The 15,247-nt window shown below is 62.2% G+C and carries 16 protein-coding genes; 11 read left to right on the plus strand and 5 right to left on the minus strand.

Going from position 1 to position 15,247, the window contains the following annotated elements; all coding sequences use genetic code 11:
* Nucleotides 1-4: 4 nt before the first annotated feature.
* Nucleotides 5-832 (minus strand): p-hydroxycinnamoyl CoA hydratase/lyase, encoded by an 828-nt coding sequence (locus PQR40_RS07755; protein WP_408233196.1) that lies wholly within the window; start codon nt 830-832, stop codon nt 5-7.
* A 167-nt stretch (nt 833-999) separates the two neighbouring features.
* Between PQR40_RS07755 and PQR40_RS07760 the strand changes: the two genes are divergently transcribed.
* The 8 genes from PQR40_RS07760 to PQR40_RS07795 all read left to right on the plus strand — a co-directional run bounded on the left by PQR40_RS07760 (nt 1,000) and on the right by PQR40_RS07795 (nt 10,061).
* Nucleotides 1,000-1,470 carry a MarR family winged helix-turn-helix transcriptional regulator gene (locus PQR40_RS07760; protein WP_408233199.1) on the plus strand — a complete coding sequence of 157 codons (471 nt, stop codon included), beginning with the start codon at nt 1,000-1,002 and terminating at the stop codon, nt 1,468-1,470.
* Nucleotides 1,471-1,890: 420 nt separating this feature from the next.
* On the plus strand, nt 1,891-3,096 hold the full coding sequence (gene mhpT / locus PQR40_RS07765; protein WP_408483986.1) for a 3-(3-hydroxy-phenyl)propionate transporter MhpT: 1,206 nt from the start codon (nt 1,891-1,893) through the stop codon (nt 3,094-3,096).
* A 73-nt stretch (nt 3,097-3,169) separates the two neighbouring features.
* A complete protein-coding gene (locus tag PQR40_RS07770) occupies nt 3,170-4,309 on the plus strand; it encodes a porin (RefSeq protein ID WP_408508699.1) in 1,140 nt (379 codons plus the stop codon).
* Nucleotides 4,310-4,627: 318 nt separating this feature from the next.
* Nucleotides 4,628-6,103: an ATPase domain-containing protein gene (locus tag PQR40_RS07775; protein WP_408508700.1), complete on the plus strand. Its 1,476-nt coding sequence runs from the start codon at nt 4,628-4,630 to the stop codon at nt 6,101-6,103.
* 6 nt (nt 6,104-6,109) lie between these two features.
* On the plus strand, nt 6,110-6,460 hold the full coding sequence (locus PQR40_RS07780) for a response regulator (RefSeq protein WP_408233208.1): 351 nt from the start codon (nt 6,110-6,112) through the stop codon (nt 6,458-6,460).
* 124 nt (nt 6,461-6,584) lie between these two features.
* Nucleotides 6,585-8,018 carry an MFS transporter gene (locus PQR40_RS07785; RefSeq protein ID WP_408233211.1) on the plus strand — a complete coding sequence of 478 codons (1,434 nt, stop codon included), beginning with the start codon at nt 6,585-6,587 and terminating at the stop codon, nt 8,016-8,018.
* Between the two features lie 16 nt (nt 8,019-8,034).
* Nucleotides 8,035-9,234, plus strand: coding sequence for a CaiB/BaiF CoA transferase family protein (locus tag PQR40_RS07790; RefSeq protein WP_408233214.1), 1,200 nt, complete (start codon nt 8,035-8,037; stop codon nt 9,232-9,234).
* Nucleotides 9,235-9,236: 2 nt separating this feature from the next.
* Nucleotides 9,237-10,061, plus strand: coding sequence for a citryl-CoA lyase (locus PQR40_RS07795; protein ID WP_408233217.1), 825 nt, complete (start codon nt 9,237-9,239; stop codon nt 10,059-10,061).
* Here the strand turns inward: PQR40_RS07795 and PQR40_RS07800 are convergent.
* Together PQR40_RS07800 and bla are read right to left on the minus strand one after the other, a co-directional pair.
* Nucleotides 10,049-10,813, minus strand: a complete 765-nt coding sequence (locus PQR40_RS07800; protein ID WP_408508701.1) for an IclR family transcriptional regulator — start codon at nt 10,811-10,813, stop codon at nt 10,049-10,051. The two genes, PQR40_RS07795 and PQR40_RS07800, sit on opposite strands and share 13 nt — an antisense overlap.
* Before the next feature lie 183 nt (nt 10,814-10,996).
* Nucleotides 10,997-11,935 (minus strand): class A beta-lactamase, encoded by a 939-nt coding sequence (bla, locus tag PQR40_RS07805; RefSeq protein WP_408508702.1) that lies wholly within the window; start codon nt 11,933-11,935, stop codon nt 10,997-10,999.
* A gap of 99 nt (nt 11,936-12,034) precedes the next feature.
* On the opposite strand from bla, the gene PQR40_RS07810 reads away from it, so the two are divergent.
* Nucleotides 12,035-12,922, plus strand: a complete 888-nt coding sequence (locus tag PQR40_RS07810; protein ID WP_408508703.1) for a LysR family transcriptional regulator — start codon at nt 12,035-12,037, stop codon at nt 12,920-12,922.
* Here PQR40_RS07810 and PQR40_RS07815 read toward each other — a convergent pair.
* Nucleotides 12,919-13,173, minus strand: coding sequence for a hypothetical protein (locus PQR40_RS07815; RefSeq protein ID WP_408233229.1), 255 nt, complete (start codon nt 13,171-13,173; stop codon nt 12,919-12,921). The genes PQR40_RS07810 and PQR40_RS07815 overlap by 4 nt on opposite strands.
* 46 nt (nt 13,174-13,219) lie before the next feature.
* Nucleotides 13,220-13,723, minus strand: coding sequence for a lecithin retinol acyltransferase family protein (locus tag PQR40_RS07820; RefSeq protein ID WP_408391541.1), 504 nt, complete (start codon nt 13,721-13,723; stop codon nt 13,220-13,222).
* A gap of 458 nt (nt 13,724-14,181) precedes the next feature.
* Between PQR40_RS07820 and PQR40_RS07825 the strand changes: the two genes are divergently transcribed.
* Both PQR40_RS07825 and PQR40_RS07830 read left to right on the plus strand, forming a co-directional pair.
* Entirely contained in the window at nt 14,182-14,469 is a 288-nt protein-coding gene (locus PQR40_RS07825) for a hypothetical protein (protein ID WP_054035641.1), read from the plus strand.
* A gap of 5 nt (nt 14,470-14,474) precedes the next feature.
* Complete coding sequence (locus PQR40_RS07830) at nt 14,475-15,245, plus strand: PP2C family protein-serine/threonine phosphatase (RefSeq protein WP_408508704.1); 771 nt, start codon at nt 14,475-14,477, stop codon at nt 15,243-15,245.
* The last annotated feature ends 2 nt before the right edge of the window (nt 15,246-15,247 follow it).

Genomic DNA, 15,247 nt, shown 5'->3' on the forward strand with positions numbered 1-15,247 from the left:
TGCATCAGCGCTTGTAGGTTTGCAGACCCGGCTTGATCGCTTTCTCGTCGAGGAACTGCTTCAGGCCCTGCTCGCGGCCACCTTCGGGATCGCGCAATTGCGCCTGATCGAGCTTGGCGTACAGGTAGTCTTCGTTCTGATCCCAGGTCAGTTCGCGGCAACGCTTGAAGCCGTTCTTGGCTGCGCGGAGCACCACCGGATTCTTTTGCAGCAGTTTTCCTGCGAGAACACGCGTGGCCTCGCGCAGTTCGGCACGCGGTACGCTCCTGTTGACGAGGCCCATTTGCGCCGCTTCCTGACCGGTGAATGTCTCGCCCGTCATGATGTAGTAAAGCGCCTGACGATGCCCCACGGTGTCCGCCATCGCCTTGCTCACCAGATTGCCCGGCGGAATGCCCCAGTTGATTTCGGAAAGCCCGAACACCGCTTCGTCAGCGGCAATCGCCAGATCGCACGCCACCAGCGGCGAAAATCCACCGCCGAAACACCAGCCGTTGACCATCGCAATGGTCGGCTTCGCGTACATGCGCAGCAACTGCCATTGCCAGCGGCACGCATCGCGGCGAATCTTTTCCTGCAGGATTTCCGGGCCAGCGTCGACTTCGCGGAAATACTCCTTCAGATCCATGCCTGCGGTCCACGCGTCGCCCTCGCCCGTCAATACAAGAACCTGCGCTTCGGTGTCCAGTTCGACTGCTTCGAGCACCTCGATCATTTCCTTATTCAGCGTTGGGCTCATCGCGTTGCGCTTCTCGGGGCGATTGAACGTAACCCATGCAATTCCCTCTGCAACATCGACCTTGACGGTGTCCCAACGACCTTCGTAATTCATCTGTTTTCTCCGTGAACGTTGACCGCGACAGCGGCCTGATGAACACATTTAATATCAGGCTACCTGACATGTAAAGTGAGATTTTGCGGGCTCGGTGCAAACCCCTATCGGCGGAATCCACCGTGAGGCGCGCTAAGATGCGGGCTACACCGGACCTCCTGCCCACCATGAGCAAAAATCAGAATTCGCCCGCCGAACCCATCACCACGCGCACCCGCCGCTCTAACCTGCGGCTCGCCTATGTGATCGGCAGTCTCGACCGTATCCTGCGGCGCCGCATGACCGAGGCGCTCGCGCCACTCGGTCTGACGCTCGCCCAGTTCACCGCGCTTTCGGTGCTCGATGCAAAGGGGCAGGCGTCCAATGCGCAAGTTGCCGAGCGCTCCTTCATTACGCCGCAATCCGCCAATGAAGTGATGAATGCCATGGCAAGCCGGAACTGGGTCAGCCGCGAGCCGGACCCAACGCACGGCCGCATCGTGCTGCTGCAACTGACCGACGAAGGGCGAGCCGTGCTGCGCGAATGCGAGCAGGCCGTCAAGGCGATCGAGAAGCAGATGATGGAAGGCACCGATCTCGAAGCGGCCGGCGCGGTACAAACCCACCTCGAAACTTTCGTGCGCAACCTGCGCGGCTAACGTTCCCGTCTCCGCAAACTACTAGGTGTTTTCACCGAAGCATTTGCGCTTGTGTTATCAGCCTACCTGATATTAAATCCAGTCCACGATGCAGCGCATGGAGACGCGCTGTATCGCTTCGAGGCAAACGGACAGCAATACGGGCATCGAATCGATGCGCTGCGTGCTGCGGCTTTCGCCGGGCTGTTCCTGCGCATCTCATCGTGACCTCCATGGCGATCTGAATCGCGCTTCACCAATACTGCCTGGAACAGCGGACGGGCAGACGCGACGCAACCGCAACCGCTTCTGCGCGGACCGGCACACCAGACGGAGACTCGACGCCTGCCGCCCTTCATCGACACCGGAAAACCACGCATTTTAATAAGGATCACTAACGTGAAAAGAACCGGAACACTCCCCTCGACCGAGGGCCCCGCCATGCCGGCAACGTCCAGTGGGACAGGCGCCTTTGTCACACTCGGATTGTGTTTTGCCATCGCTTTGCTCGAAGGGCTCGACCTGCAGTCGGTCGGCGTCGCTGCGCCGCGGATGGCACGCGAGTTCGGTTTGTCGGTCGGGCAAATGGGTCTCGCGTTCAGCGCGGGAACCTTCGGCTTGCTGCCCGGCGCGATGTTCGGCGGACGACTCGCCGACCGGATCGGCCGCAAGCGCGTGCTGGTGATTTCCGCGTGTCTGTTCGGTTTTCTGTCGATCGCGACCGCCCTGGTAAGCGACTTTCACACACTGGTGATCGTGCGTGTGCTGACCGGTATCGGCTTGGGCGGTGCGTTGCCGAACCTGATCGCGTTGTCGTCGGAAGCGGTCGAGCCGCGTTCGCGCAGCACCGCGGTGAGCGTGATGTATTGCGGCATTCCGTTCGGTGGTGTGATCGCTTCGGTGATCGGCGTGCTAAGCGCGGGTGACACCGAGTGGCGTCACATCTTCTACGTCGGTGGCGCAGGACCGCTGGTGCTGGTGCCGCTGTTGCTCGTGTTTCTCGCGGATTCGAAGGCATTCACTAGGGCCGCCAAAGACGGTCATGCGAAGCCCGCGCCGGTCGGCGAAATCCTGTTCGGCGGCACACGCGGTTTGTCCACCGTGCAGATCTGGGTCAGCTACTTCTGCACGCTGATCGTCCTCTACTTCCTGCTCAACTGGTTGCCCTCGCTGATGGCGGCAAGCGGCCTGTCGCGCGCCCAGGTGGGCTACGTGCAGATCTTCTTCAACATCGGCGGCGGTATCGGCGCGTTGTGCATCGGCATGTTGATGGACCGCATGCGCTCGGGTGTCGTGGTGGCCGGCATGTATGTCGGGATCATCGCATCGCTCGCGGCGCTCTCAATGGCGCCGGGCTTTGGCGCGCTCGCCACCTCGGCGTTTTTCGCGGGGATGTTCGTGATCGGCGGGCAATCGGTGCTGTACGCGCTTTCTGCGGCGTTTTATCCGACTGCCATGCGCGGCACCGGCGTCGGCGCCGCCGTGGCTGTGGGGCGTATCGGCTCGGTGATCGGGCCGCTGGCCGCAGGTCAATTGCTGGCGATGGGCCGCAGTTCTTCGACGGTCATCGGCGCGAGCATTCCCGTCACGCTGATCGCCGCCGCGGCTGCGTTGCTGTTGCTGCGCCGTCCGCGCGCCGAAGACTGAGCAGCCATACAAGAAAACCCAACAACAACAACAACAACAAACACATTCAATCAACGGTTTGGAGAGACACTTCATGCAAGCACCCACACGCCTTCTTCTTTGCGGCGCATTGTGCGCCGTCAGCGGCGCAGCAGCAGCCCAATCGAGCGTGACGCTCTACGGCATCATCGACACCGGCGTCGAATACGTCTCGCACGCGAACGCCGCGGGCAATAGCGTTTTTCGCATGCCGTCGGTTACCGGCGAACTGCCTTCGCGTTGGGGCCTGCGCGGCAATGAAGACCTCGGCGGCGGCTATAGCGCGGTGTTCACACTGGAAAGCGGCTTCAACGTGCGCGGCGGCGATCTAGGCCAGGGCGGCCGGCTGTTTGGACGTCAGGCGTTCGTCGGCATCAAGAGTCCGTACGGCACGGTGTCGTTCGGACGCCAGTACACGATGACGTACCTCGCGTTAATGGGCGCGGACCTGATCGGCCCGGACATCTACGGCTTGGGCTCACTCGACGCCTACGTGCCAAACGCTCGCGCTGACAACTCGATCAATTACCTCGGCACCTATGCGGGCGTGACGTTCGGAGCGAACTACTCGTTCGGCCGCGACGCCGCCGGCACCGGCAACTCGCCAGGCCAGGGCACATGCACCGGCTCGGTGGCCGGGCATGCAACGGAATGCCGCGAGTGGTCGGTGATGCTGAAGTACGACGCGCCGCTGTTCGGCATCGCGGCGTCGTACGAAGAACAGCGCGGCGGGAGTACAGCGGCGGCGAACTTCTTCGACGGCATCGCGCCGACGCCGCTCACCAACGCCGCCGACAAGGACATCCGCACCCAGCTCAGCGCATACGCGAACCTCGGCAAGGCAAAGATTGGTGCGGGCTGGCTCAATCGCCGCGTGGAACCGTCGGCCGTCACGATCGCAGACGTGCGCTCGAATCTGTTCTTCGTCGGCGCCTCGTACTTCGTGACGCCCGCCTTCATTGTCGACGGTGAGGTCTACCACATCACCAACAGCGACCACGACACGCGCGCCACGATGGGCACGCTGCGCACCACGTATCTGCTTTCGAAGCGCACCGCAGTCTATGCGCAAGGCTCGTATCTCGCCAACAGTGCGAAGGCACGCTACTCGGTCAGCGCCGGTGGCGGCGGCACGACACCCACGGCAGGCACCGGCCAGACCGGCGTGATGTTCGGCATTCGTCATTCGTTCTAGCTCGGGATGCCCATCCCGTCTCTTGCGCCTTCCCTTCGTTGCATCGTTTTGAAAAAAGCGCTGTCGCATTCCCTCCGCACCGCCCTGTAAGCAGCCCCTCCCGCTCCCTTTGCGCACCCTGCGCGCCGGCCGCCCCCACGCTGTTCGCCAAGTGGGGCGCGGCTCGAGGTAGCGTCCGCTTCATCGAATGCCGACACGCATATCGCCGCCCACGAGCGGGAACGCGGATTGCTGCCACGGTTAGTTTGAGCGATAGACGATTCGCCCGGGTCCACTGGCGAGCTGCCGCTCCTTCGCACCTTGAACGGCATATCGACAATGACTATCCGCGAATCTCAGACGTCCTCCGAGTCCAACGTGGAAACGGGCGTCCCCGGCCTCGACGAGATCCTGGGCGGAGGTCTGGTCCGCGGCGGGGTCTATCTGCTGGAAGGCATGGCCGGCGCGGGCAAAACGATTCTGTCGAGCCAGATCGGTTTCCATCGTGTAAGCAAGGGCGAAAAGGTGTTGTACATGACCTTGATCGCCGAGTCGCACGACAAGCTGCTGGCGCACCTCAAGGGTCTAAGCTTCTTCGACGAGAGCGCCGTTGCGCAGCAAATGTTCTTCGTGTCCGGTTATCACGAGTTGATGCAGGACGGTCTCGATGGCTTCCTCAAGCTGATTGCCTCGAGCATTTCCGACTACCGTCCGACCCTCATGATCATCGACGGCTTTCGCAGCGCACGCGAATTCAGCGAGACCGAGTTGTCGCTGTCGAAATTCATTCACGAATTGAACGCACTGGTCGCGGCAATGGGTTGCACCACGCTGTTGCTCGCGCCGCTATCCGGCAACGAACCACATCCCGAGCACACACTGGTCGACGGTCTGATCGAACTGAACCGTTATAACGATGGCATGCGCCGCGCGCACGAAATTGAAGTGCACAAGATGCGTGCACGCAACCATCTGCTGGGCAAACATTTCTTTCGCATCGCCGAAAGTGGGCTCCGGACGTTCCCGCGTCTGGAATCGCAATGCGCCGCGCAACCCGGGCCAGTCGATCTGAAAACGCGACTCGGCTTTGGTCTGCCACATCTCGACAGTCTGCTCGGCGGCGGTTTTGCCCAAGGTTCCACGACCACGCTGATCGGACCGTCGGGTGTCGGCAAGACCTTGCTTTGCCTGCAGTTTCTCGCAGCCGGTGTGGCGCGTGGCGAACACTGCGTGTATCTGGGCTTTTACGAAGGGCCGCAGCGGCTGATCGGCAAAGCCGAGGCCGTCTCGATCGACCTCGCCGACGCATACAACGACGGCCGCCTCATGATCCAATGGCAACCCGCCATCGAACTCGCAGTCGACGAACTCGCTGCGGTCGCGCTCGCAACCGTCAAGAAGACCGGCGCGAAACGGATCGTGATCGACGGGGTGGAAGGCTTTCGCGACTCGGCCTTGCGGACTGAACGCTTCGGCCTGTTCCTGAACGCGCTCCTGCATCAACTGCGGGAAGCCTGCGTCACCGCGATACTGACGGAAGAACTGCCGCTTTACGCCGACCCCGGCCACGCGAAGAGCGTGCGGGTCTCCGCGTTGACCGAAAATCTGGTGCTGCTGCGTTACGCCGAAACGGACACGGGTTTGCGGCGCATGATTTCCGTGGTCAAGCAACGCGAGAGTGCCCACGATACGTCTCTGCGCGAACTCGTGATTTCGTCGCAAGGCCTCGACGTGATCGGGAGCACCGCCAGTCCCACCAGCGGCTATCCGGCGCCAGGCCTGTCGGCCACGCTGACGCCGCGAAGAAATACCTAGCCGCTCATGAAAACCATCCTGGTCGTGGACGACGAGTTCGACATCCTCACGGTCTGGCGACTGTTGCTGGAGCGGCATGGCTATACCGTGCTGACGGCGTCCAACGGCGCCGCCGCACTCGAACAGATCCGCAAGACCCGGCCCGACATCATCGTGTCGGACTGCATGATGCCGGTCATGTCAGGGCTGCAACTGTGCGCCGCCCTGTTCGCCGACCCCGATCTGCGCGCGATTCCGATCATCCTGTGCAGCGCGGCCGCGGATATCCCCGTGCAGCCGAATCCCACCATCGAATACGCGCGCAAACCGCTTTCATTCGACACCCTGCTCGCCATGCTGAAGCGGATGGCGGCTTGACGGCTAGGTAAAACCCCGAATTCCTGACAAGCGTCACACAGACTAACCTCGCCACACTGATTAAATAGAACGTCGTTCTATTAGACAGAACGATACAGGCAAGAGACACTCGAAGGAGAATTCCATGGCAAGCCTGCCGATCGACGCACCCGGCGCGTCACCCCATTCAGGCGCCGGTGCGTCAGCGCTCACGACCGGCATCAACGCGCGCATCGACCGTCTGCCCGCGACGCGCACGGTATGGATGCTGGTGTTCCTGTTGTCGATCGGCGGCTGGTTCGAGTTCTACGATCTGTTTTTTACGGCCTATGTCGGCCCCGGCCTCGTCAAAAGCGGGCTCTACGCGACCACCACCGCGTCGTTCTTCGGCGTGTCCGGGCTGGGCGCCTTCGTGGCGGCGTCGTTCGCCGGGCTCTTCATCGGCACGTTCTTTTTCGCGGGCATGGCGGACCGCTATGGCCGCAGAACCGTGTTTACCGTCTCGCTGCTGTGGTATTCCGCAGCCACGCTGATCATGGCGCTGCAAACCAGTGCGCCGGCCATCAACCTGTGGCGCCTGATTGCGGGCATCGGCGTGGGTGTCGAACTGGTGACGATCGACACCTATGTCAGCGAACTCGTGCCAAAACATCTGCGTGGCCGCGCATTCGCTTTCGTTCATCTGGTGCAGTACACCGCCGTGCCATCGGTTGCCCTGCTTGCGTGGTGGCTGGTGCCGCAAACGCCGTTCGGCATCGACGGCTGGCGCTGGGTCGTGATCATCGGCGCGCTCGGTGCGGTGGTGGTGTGGGCTATCCGCCGGCGCGTGCCGGAAAGCCCGCGTTGGCTCGCACAGCAAGGCCGCGCCGCCGAAGCGGAACAGGTCCTGCAAGCACTCGAAGCAAAAATCGCGAAGCAATACGGCAAGCCATTGCCCACCCCTGTCCCAACGGTCGAGCCGGCGACCACCAAGGCGGCCTTCCGCGAAATCTGGCAGCCGCCGTATCGCAAACGCGCGATCACGATGCTCGTGTTCAACCTGTTCCAGGCAATCGGCTTCTACGGTTTCGCGTCATGGGTGCCCACGCTGCTCGTTTCCAAAGGCGTGACAATCACACACAGTCTGCTGTACTCGTTCGTCATTGCAATCTCGAATCCGTTCGGACCGCTGATCGGTATGGCGATCGCGGACCGCATCGAACGCAAGACGTTGATCGTGCTGTCGGCACTTGGCATCGCCGTGTTCGGCAGCCTGTTCGCGATGCAAACATCACCCGCCATGCTGATGACGCTCGGTGTGCTGATCACGCTTTCCGGCACGCTGCTCTCGGTCGGCTATCACGCGTACCAGACCGAACTGTTCCCCACGCGCTTGCGGGCACGCGCCGTCGGTTTCGTTTACTCGATGTCGCGTTTATCCGCGATGTTTTCCGGCTTCATGATCGCCTTCGCGCTGCGCCACTTCCAGGTGCCGGGCGTGTTCGCGTTGATCACTGTGTCGATGGTGATGGTGATGGGCGCGATCGGTATCTTCGGGCCGCGTACCAACAATCGCAACCTCGACGAAATTTCGCATTGAACAAGAGACTTCAAAGATGACGCTGCCGTTGGCTGGAGTGCGGGTACTGGATTTATCGAATGTATTGGCGGGGCCGTTTTGCGCGTATCAACTCGCGCTGCTCGGCGCCGACGTGATCAAGGTCGAGCACCCCGAAGGGGGCGACCTTGCGCGGCGCCTGGGTGCGGACAAGGAAGCGTCGACGCGCAACATGGGGGCCTCGTTCGTTGCGGTGAATGCGGGCAAGCAGTCCATCACACTCAATCTGAAAGACCCGCGCGGCAAGACCATCTTGCGCGAGCTCGTCAAAACCGCGGACGTGCTGGTCGAAAATTTCCGGCCCGGTGTGATGACGCGGCTCGGCCTGGATTTCGACGCGCTGCGCGAGGTCAATCCGAAACTCGTGTATTGCGCGATCTCGGGCTTCGGCATGGATGGCGAGTTTTCGAAACGCCCCGCCTACGATCAGATCATTCAGGGCATCTCGGGCGTGATGAGCGTAACCGGCGACGCCGACAGCGCGCCGATGCGCGTCGGCTATCCGGTCTCGGACACCGTGGGGGGGCTCACGGCTGCGTTCGGCATCTGCGCTGCGTTGCTCGATGCGCGTGCGAGCGGACACGGACGCATGCTCGATGTCTCGATGCTGGAGGCCACGCTTGCGACGATGGGCTGGGTCGTCTCAAACTATCTGAATGCCGGCGTCACGCCCGTGCCGATGGGCAACGAAAATTTCACCGCCGCGCCTTCGGGCACCTTCAAAACGGGCGACGGGCCGCTCAATATCGCCGCGAACGAGAACAAGCAGTTTGCCAGCCTCTGCCATCTGATCGGCCGCGCCGATCTGCTCGACGACGCACGTTTTTCCGAGCGCAACGCGCGCAAAGTGAATCGCGCGGCATTGAAGGCCGAAATCGAAGCGGCGCTGGCAAGCGACAGCGCGACCCAATGGGAAGCCAAATTCTTCGAAGCCGGCGTGCCGGCCGGGCGCGTGATGTCGGTGCCGGAGATCCTCGCGCACCCGCATCTGGAGTCGCGCGCGTTCATCCGCGAATTTGCCGGTGACGGTACGACTGAGCGCCAACGCGTCACCCGTGCGGGCTTTCGTCTCTCCGATGGCGACACGGCGCCGACCACACCCGCGCCGGTTCTGTCGGCTCACACGCGTGAGCACCTCGCCTCGCTCGGTTACGACGACGCGCAAATCGACCACCTACGCTCCGAAGGAGTGATCTGAATATGACGCAAGCATTCGACGCCGCCAAACTCGCCGCCGAGTACTGGAGCACCTCGATCATCGATATTCATCCTGGCTCGATCAAGGTGCGTGGATTCCCGATTCAGGAGTTGATTGGCAACGTCAGCTTCCCACAGATGATCTGGCTGATGCTGCGCGGCGAACTCCCTGATGCCGCACAAGCGCGTTTGTTCGAGGCGGCGCTGGTAGCGTCGGTCGATCATGGTCCGCATGCGCCGTCGATTGCGATCTCGCGGATGGCGACCAGTTGCGGTTTGCCGTTGAACGGCGCGATGGCCTCGGCGATCAATGCGCTGGATGACGTACATGGCGGCGCTGGTCAGCAAGCGGTCGAACTGTACGACTCAATTGCCGAACGCATGAAAGCAGGCGCCACGTTGGAAGAAGCCGTCGAGCAAGGTGTCGATGCGTTTACCGCCGAACATGGCAAGTATTTGCCCGGCTTCGGGCACCGTTTTCACCCGGTCGATCCACGGGCCATCCGGCTTCTTTCTCTCGTGGACGAAAGCGTCGAACAGAAAAGTATTGGCGGCCAATACGCCGCTATCGCGCGCGGCATTGAAGCGCTCCTCAAGCAGCGCAAGAACAAACCCGTGCCGATGAATATCGACGGTGCAACCGCCGTGATTTACGCGGAACTCGGTTTTGCACCGGAACTGGCACGCGGGGTGTTCTGCCTGTCACGCGCGGTCGGCATTCTGTCGCATGCATGGGAGCAACGCGGACGCAACGAGCGCAACAAAGGCCCGATGCCGCGTCAGATGAGCTACACCTACACGGGCAAGCCCGAGCGTCACCTCTCCTGAACCGCGGCCGCGCGCCGCTGCGCGTTGCGCATCGCGCGCGAGTCGCCGCCCAATGCATCGGTTGCGCGCGCAGCGCAATCGAACAGCGCGCCGAGATTGCCCTCCAGAAACGCCTGATCGATGCGGGAACTCGGGCCCGCGAGTGTGAGCACGCCACGCACACTCTGGCGCACGCCGAATACCGGCATCGAAATCCCGGCCGTCTCCCGATCGCGCTCGCCGATCGACACACAGTAGAAGTCCTCGCGAATCTTCTCGTACGGATCGCCCGGCATGCCGCCGAACGCCAGCAACGCAAGGCCGCCCGAGCCGCTTTCCAGCGGCAGCACATCGCCTTCGCGCACGTGAAAACGCACCGCATGCGTCGAGTCCACACGGTGCAGGCACACACGCACCGCCTCGTCGCGTACATAGAAGGACACGCTTTCGCCGCTCGTTTCCGCGAGTTCGCGCATCAGCGGCACCAGAATATCGCCGAGGTTCAGGCTGCGCTGGTACAGCGCGCCGAGCATGAAAGTCGCGGAGCCGAGTTGATAGCGGCCGTCGTCCAGACGCAGCAGCAGGCGGTGCTGGATCAGCGAGCCCGCGAGCCGCAACAAGGTGCTCTTGTAGAGCCCCGTGCGCGCCGCGAGTTCGGCAAGCGTGAGCGCCGCGTCGTCCGGTCTGAAGGCGAACAGAATCGCGCAAGCACGATCGATGACGGCAACGCCTTCGCTTTCCTTAGAGCTTGATTTGTCCGCTGGCGTTGGCATGAGTTAGCGTAAGTCACGTCGCTTCATATCGAAGCTGAAATTTTACGCCATGACGCGGGGCTGTCATACCTGTCAGCGGTTGTTCTGAGCCGAAACGGCGAGAAAACGGGGGACATGCGCCATTTTTCCCGACAGCAGGCACGCTTACACGCCCACCGGTTCATCCGCGGCTCGTACTCGCCACTATTGCACCGACGCCACCACCAGCGCGCCGACGTTTGCAATCGCCGCATTGCAGCGCGCCGCGTCGCCGTTCGTTCCGGTCAGGTAGACGGTGACGAGAATCGGCCCGCGTCCCGGTGGCCACAGAATCGCGACGTCGTTTGCCGTGCCGTGATCGCCCGTGCCGGTTTTATCGCCGACGCCCCAATCCTTCGGCAGCTTCGCGCGAATCCGTTCGCCGCCGGTCTGATTGGCGGCGAGCCAGGCAAGCAGCTGCGCACGCGACGACGAGGACAAACGCTCGCCCAGCAGAAGTTCGCGCAGGTTGCCGAGCATTGCGTTGGGCGTGGTGGTGTCGCGCGGATCGCCCGGCGTCGCTTCGTTGAGCGTCGGCTCGTTGCGGTCCAGACGCGTAATGCCATCGCCGATACTCCGTGCGAACGCAGTCAAGGCGGCGGGCCCGCCAAAGCTCGCCAGCAGCAGATTGGCCGCAGTGTTGTCGCTGAGCGTAATGGCCGCCTTGCACAAGTCGGCGACGCTCATCCCTGCGTCACCAGTGAGCTCACGGGTGTGCTTACTGGTGGCCGGCGAGTACGGCACAAGATCGCTTTTAGAAAACACGACGCGCCGCTGCAAGTCCTCCTGACCGCGATCCGTGCGCGTCAGCACGAATCCCGCCGCCAGCAGTTTGAACGTGCTGCACATCGGAAAACGCTCGTCCGTCCGCAAACCGGCGTGCAACCCGGACATCGTGTCGACGATCGAAACGCCGAGCCGCCCGCCGCTTTCCGCTTCGATCTGCGCGAGCCGTTGACGGATAACATCCGCCTTGGCCATGCCGCCGTCCTGCTTCGTGGCGCCCGCCTTCACCACTTTTCCGAAAGCGCCTCCACTCCCAACCGCAATCCCTGCTATCGAAACGCCAAGCATCCCACCCGCGAACTTCCGTCTTGTGATCATCGCCGCTCCTTATGTGAAGCCGCAACTATCGGTTTTCCTGCATCCGCTGGCAAACGATGATAAGTTAGTCGATACCCTAGAAAATCTTATGCTTCCACCATGAGACCGTATCTCCCGTTAAATGCGCTGCGCGCCTTCGAGTCGTCGGCGCGACATCTGAGCTTTACACGCGCCGCGCTCGAATTGAATGTCACCCAGGCGGCCGTGAGCCAGCAGGTCAGAACGCTGGAGGAGCGGCTGGGCACCGCGCTCTTCAAACGTCTGCCCCGCGGGCTGGCCATGACGGAAGAAGGTCTGGCGCTACGTCCGGTCCTCACGGACGCGTTCGATCGCATCGAAGCCGTGCTCAAGCAGTTCGAGGGCGGCCATTTTCACGAGGTGTTGACGGTCGGCGTGGTGGGCACCTTCGCGGTGGGCTGGTTGATGCCGCGGCTCAAGTCGTTTCGCGACGCGCATCCGTTTGTCGAACTGCGGCTGCTGACGAACAACAATCTGGTCGATCTCGCCACAGAAGGCCTCGACTTCGCGATTCGTTTCGGCGACGGCACCTGGCCCGGCTCGCTCGCCACCCGGCTGCTCGACGCGCCGCTCGCGATTCTGTGTGCGCCGGAGATCGCGCGGCGTCTGTCCGAACCTGCGGATCTCGCCAACGAAACCTTGCTGCGTTCCTATCGCGTCGACGACTGGATGACATGGTTCGCGGCCGCCGGCATCCCGCCCCGGCCGATTCGCGGACCGGTGTTCGATTCGTCACGGCTCATGGTGGAAGCGGCCATGCAGGGTGCGGGTATCGCGTTGGCGCCTGCGCTGATGTTCGATCACGAGATCGCCACGGGCCGGCTGGTGCGCCCGTTCGAGGTGGAAGTGCATGCCGGCAGCTACTGGCTGACGTGGTTGAAGGGCAAACCGATGACGCCGGCGATGTTGCTGTTCAGTCAGTGGATCGTCAAGGAAGCGGCGCTGCACATGCAAAGCACACCAAGCTAGCAAACTGTCGCGCGGCGATGGCCGTTCATGGCGGGCCGCTCGGCTTGCGGCGGGAACACGTTCCACGAGCCGTCGTCGTGACGAAAAAAGAAGATCGACAGCAAACCGCCCGGCCGCAGTGCTTCCACGCAGACGTAGCGCCGATGCTGCGACGCGCTGTGGCAAAACCGCACGACACGCGCGGGCATCGACGGTGTCGGCGCGAGCCATTTATCAACGGCCCAGTGCAAGGTCTTTTCTGCGGCAACCATGATGCGCTCCTTAAATCCTTGAATTCTTTAACTCGTTCCCACTCGCTCACGCGATCTGGGCGGCAACCTGACCATCCTTCACGCCACTTTCGACAAACGCCTTCACCAGACACACCAGCGCGCGCATACCGGCGCGGGGATGCCTTAAGCAGCAATGCACCTGTTCGCTGCGGCTTTCGCCAAGCAGGCACCACGCGCAAAAATGCTCGCAGTTGTTCGTCAGCAGGCGGTAGCGGTTTTCGCCGAGGCGGGAGCGCGCACGGCGTACGGCTTCATCGCCGATGTAGCGGGCGCTGGGCGTCGGGCGGATTGTCAATGGATGACCGGCGGCGAAGCGGGTTAATTCCACCTCTTCAACCGGGCCGCGATGCGCCGAGCTCGCGAAGCCTGCGTAATGGACTACGCGGCCATTACCAACGTAAATGCCGTGATGCTCGTAGCCGCTCCGTTGCGTGACGAGATGCGCGCCGATCGGCAGGTCGATGGTCGACGCTTCATTGCTGCATGCGTCGCGGCCTTCGCTGCTCGTCGGAAGATGGTTCGTGTTCATGGCCGGCCTCGCTTCGATATCCAACACTGTTGCGAGATCTTTTGCATCATCCGGGCCATGTGCGGAAAAGCCTTTGTTTAAAGGCGTGGCAGGAATTGCGAGGTGTTGTGAGCGCAGCATGTGTCCGTAGTGAGCCGACACAATTCAAGGCAATCTGTTGGCAAACGTCGATCATTTGAGGTGCTGGCTGAGCCGCAGCGAGTCGGCAAGTCAGGGGCCGGGCGTCTGCCCAATGTGTTGGGTCTCGCACCGTTGCGCGCGCCCGGATGTTGGTCGTATCCCAACCTCCGCACCTCCGCATGAACAGGCACCCCACGCCAAGCAGGCGGAATCGCCGCGCTATCAACGGGTTACGAGAAAGCGCGCGCTCGAACCGCAAATTGGCATGGCACTTGCACCATCACGTTCAATTCCTTTTCAACCGCATGCCCGACGCACGCGGCCAACCGGAGAACGACATGGCTTCCATCACAGTGAACGACCTCTCGCTGAACCTCGCGCTCGACCGTAAAGCCATGGCGGCAATCCGTGGCGGCGGCGGTGCGCCGTGGGTGTACGGCTGGATTCAGCCCTACGTGCGGGAAACGCCGAGTATCGGTCCGGTGGTGAACCTGTACGACATCTCGAACAACTTCTATGCTAACCAGATGATCAACACGTTCCAGTCGGTGGACGTGCGCAACACCGGCGCGAACTCGAATATCAACGTCTCGCCCGACGCACGCAGCAGAAACGATACGGTGTAGCCCTTGTGACCTGTCCGAGCCAATTTCGATGGACGTCGTCCGCACGTTCCGACGTCGGACGCGTCCGTGAAATCAACGAAGATGCCTGCCTCGACCAGCCCGAACCCGGGCGCTGGGCCGTCGCCGACGGCATGGGCGGGCACGCGGTCGGCGATCTGGCGAGCCGGCTGGTGATCGACGCGCTGAGCCGGCTCGCGCCGCCGCTCGCCATGAAAACCTGTATCGCCGACGCACGGGCACGGCTGCAAAAAGCCAACCGCCAACTGAGGGACGAAGCCGCGCGCCGCCAGGTGCAACGGATTGGCAGCACCGTCATCGTGCTGCTCGCGTGCGACCGCTTCTGCGGCTACCTCTGGGCTGGCGACAGTCGTCTCTATCTGTATCGCGAAGGGCAGTTGCGGCAACTCACGCGCGATCATAGTCAGGTGGAAGAGCTCAAGTCGCTCGGCATGATTACCGACGAAGAAGCGCGGCATCACCCGGCGCAGCACATGATCACGCGCGCGGTCGGCGCAACGGATGTACTCGAACTCGATGACGATGCAATCGAAGTCGCGGATGGCGACGTCTTCCTGCTATGCAGCGATGGTCTGAGCAACGAAGTGAGCGATGCGGAAATACTGGCAGTGCTGACTACGGCGGCGTGTGAGCGCGCGTCCGATGAACTGGTTGAGTTGGCCATTGCACGTGGCGGACGTGACAATGTCACCGCAGTCGTGGTGCAAGCTGAAGATCCGTATGCGTCCGACAAAACCTTGCTTAATCCGGCGCCTTGAAA

Origin of the sequence: Paraburkholderia sediminicola, from assembly GCF_046026855.1 — a bacterium.
Classification (GTDB): Bacteria; Pseudomonadota; Gammaproteobacteria; order Burkholderiales; family Burkholderiaceae; genus Paraburkholderia; species Paraburkholderia sediminicola_A.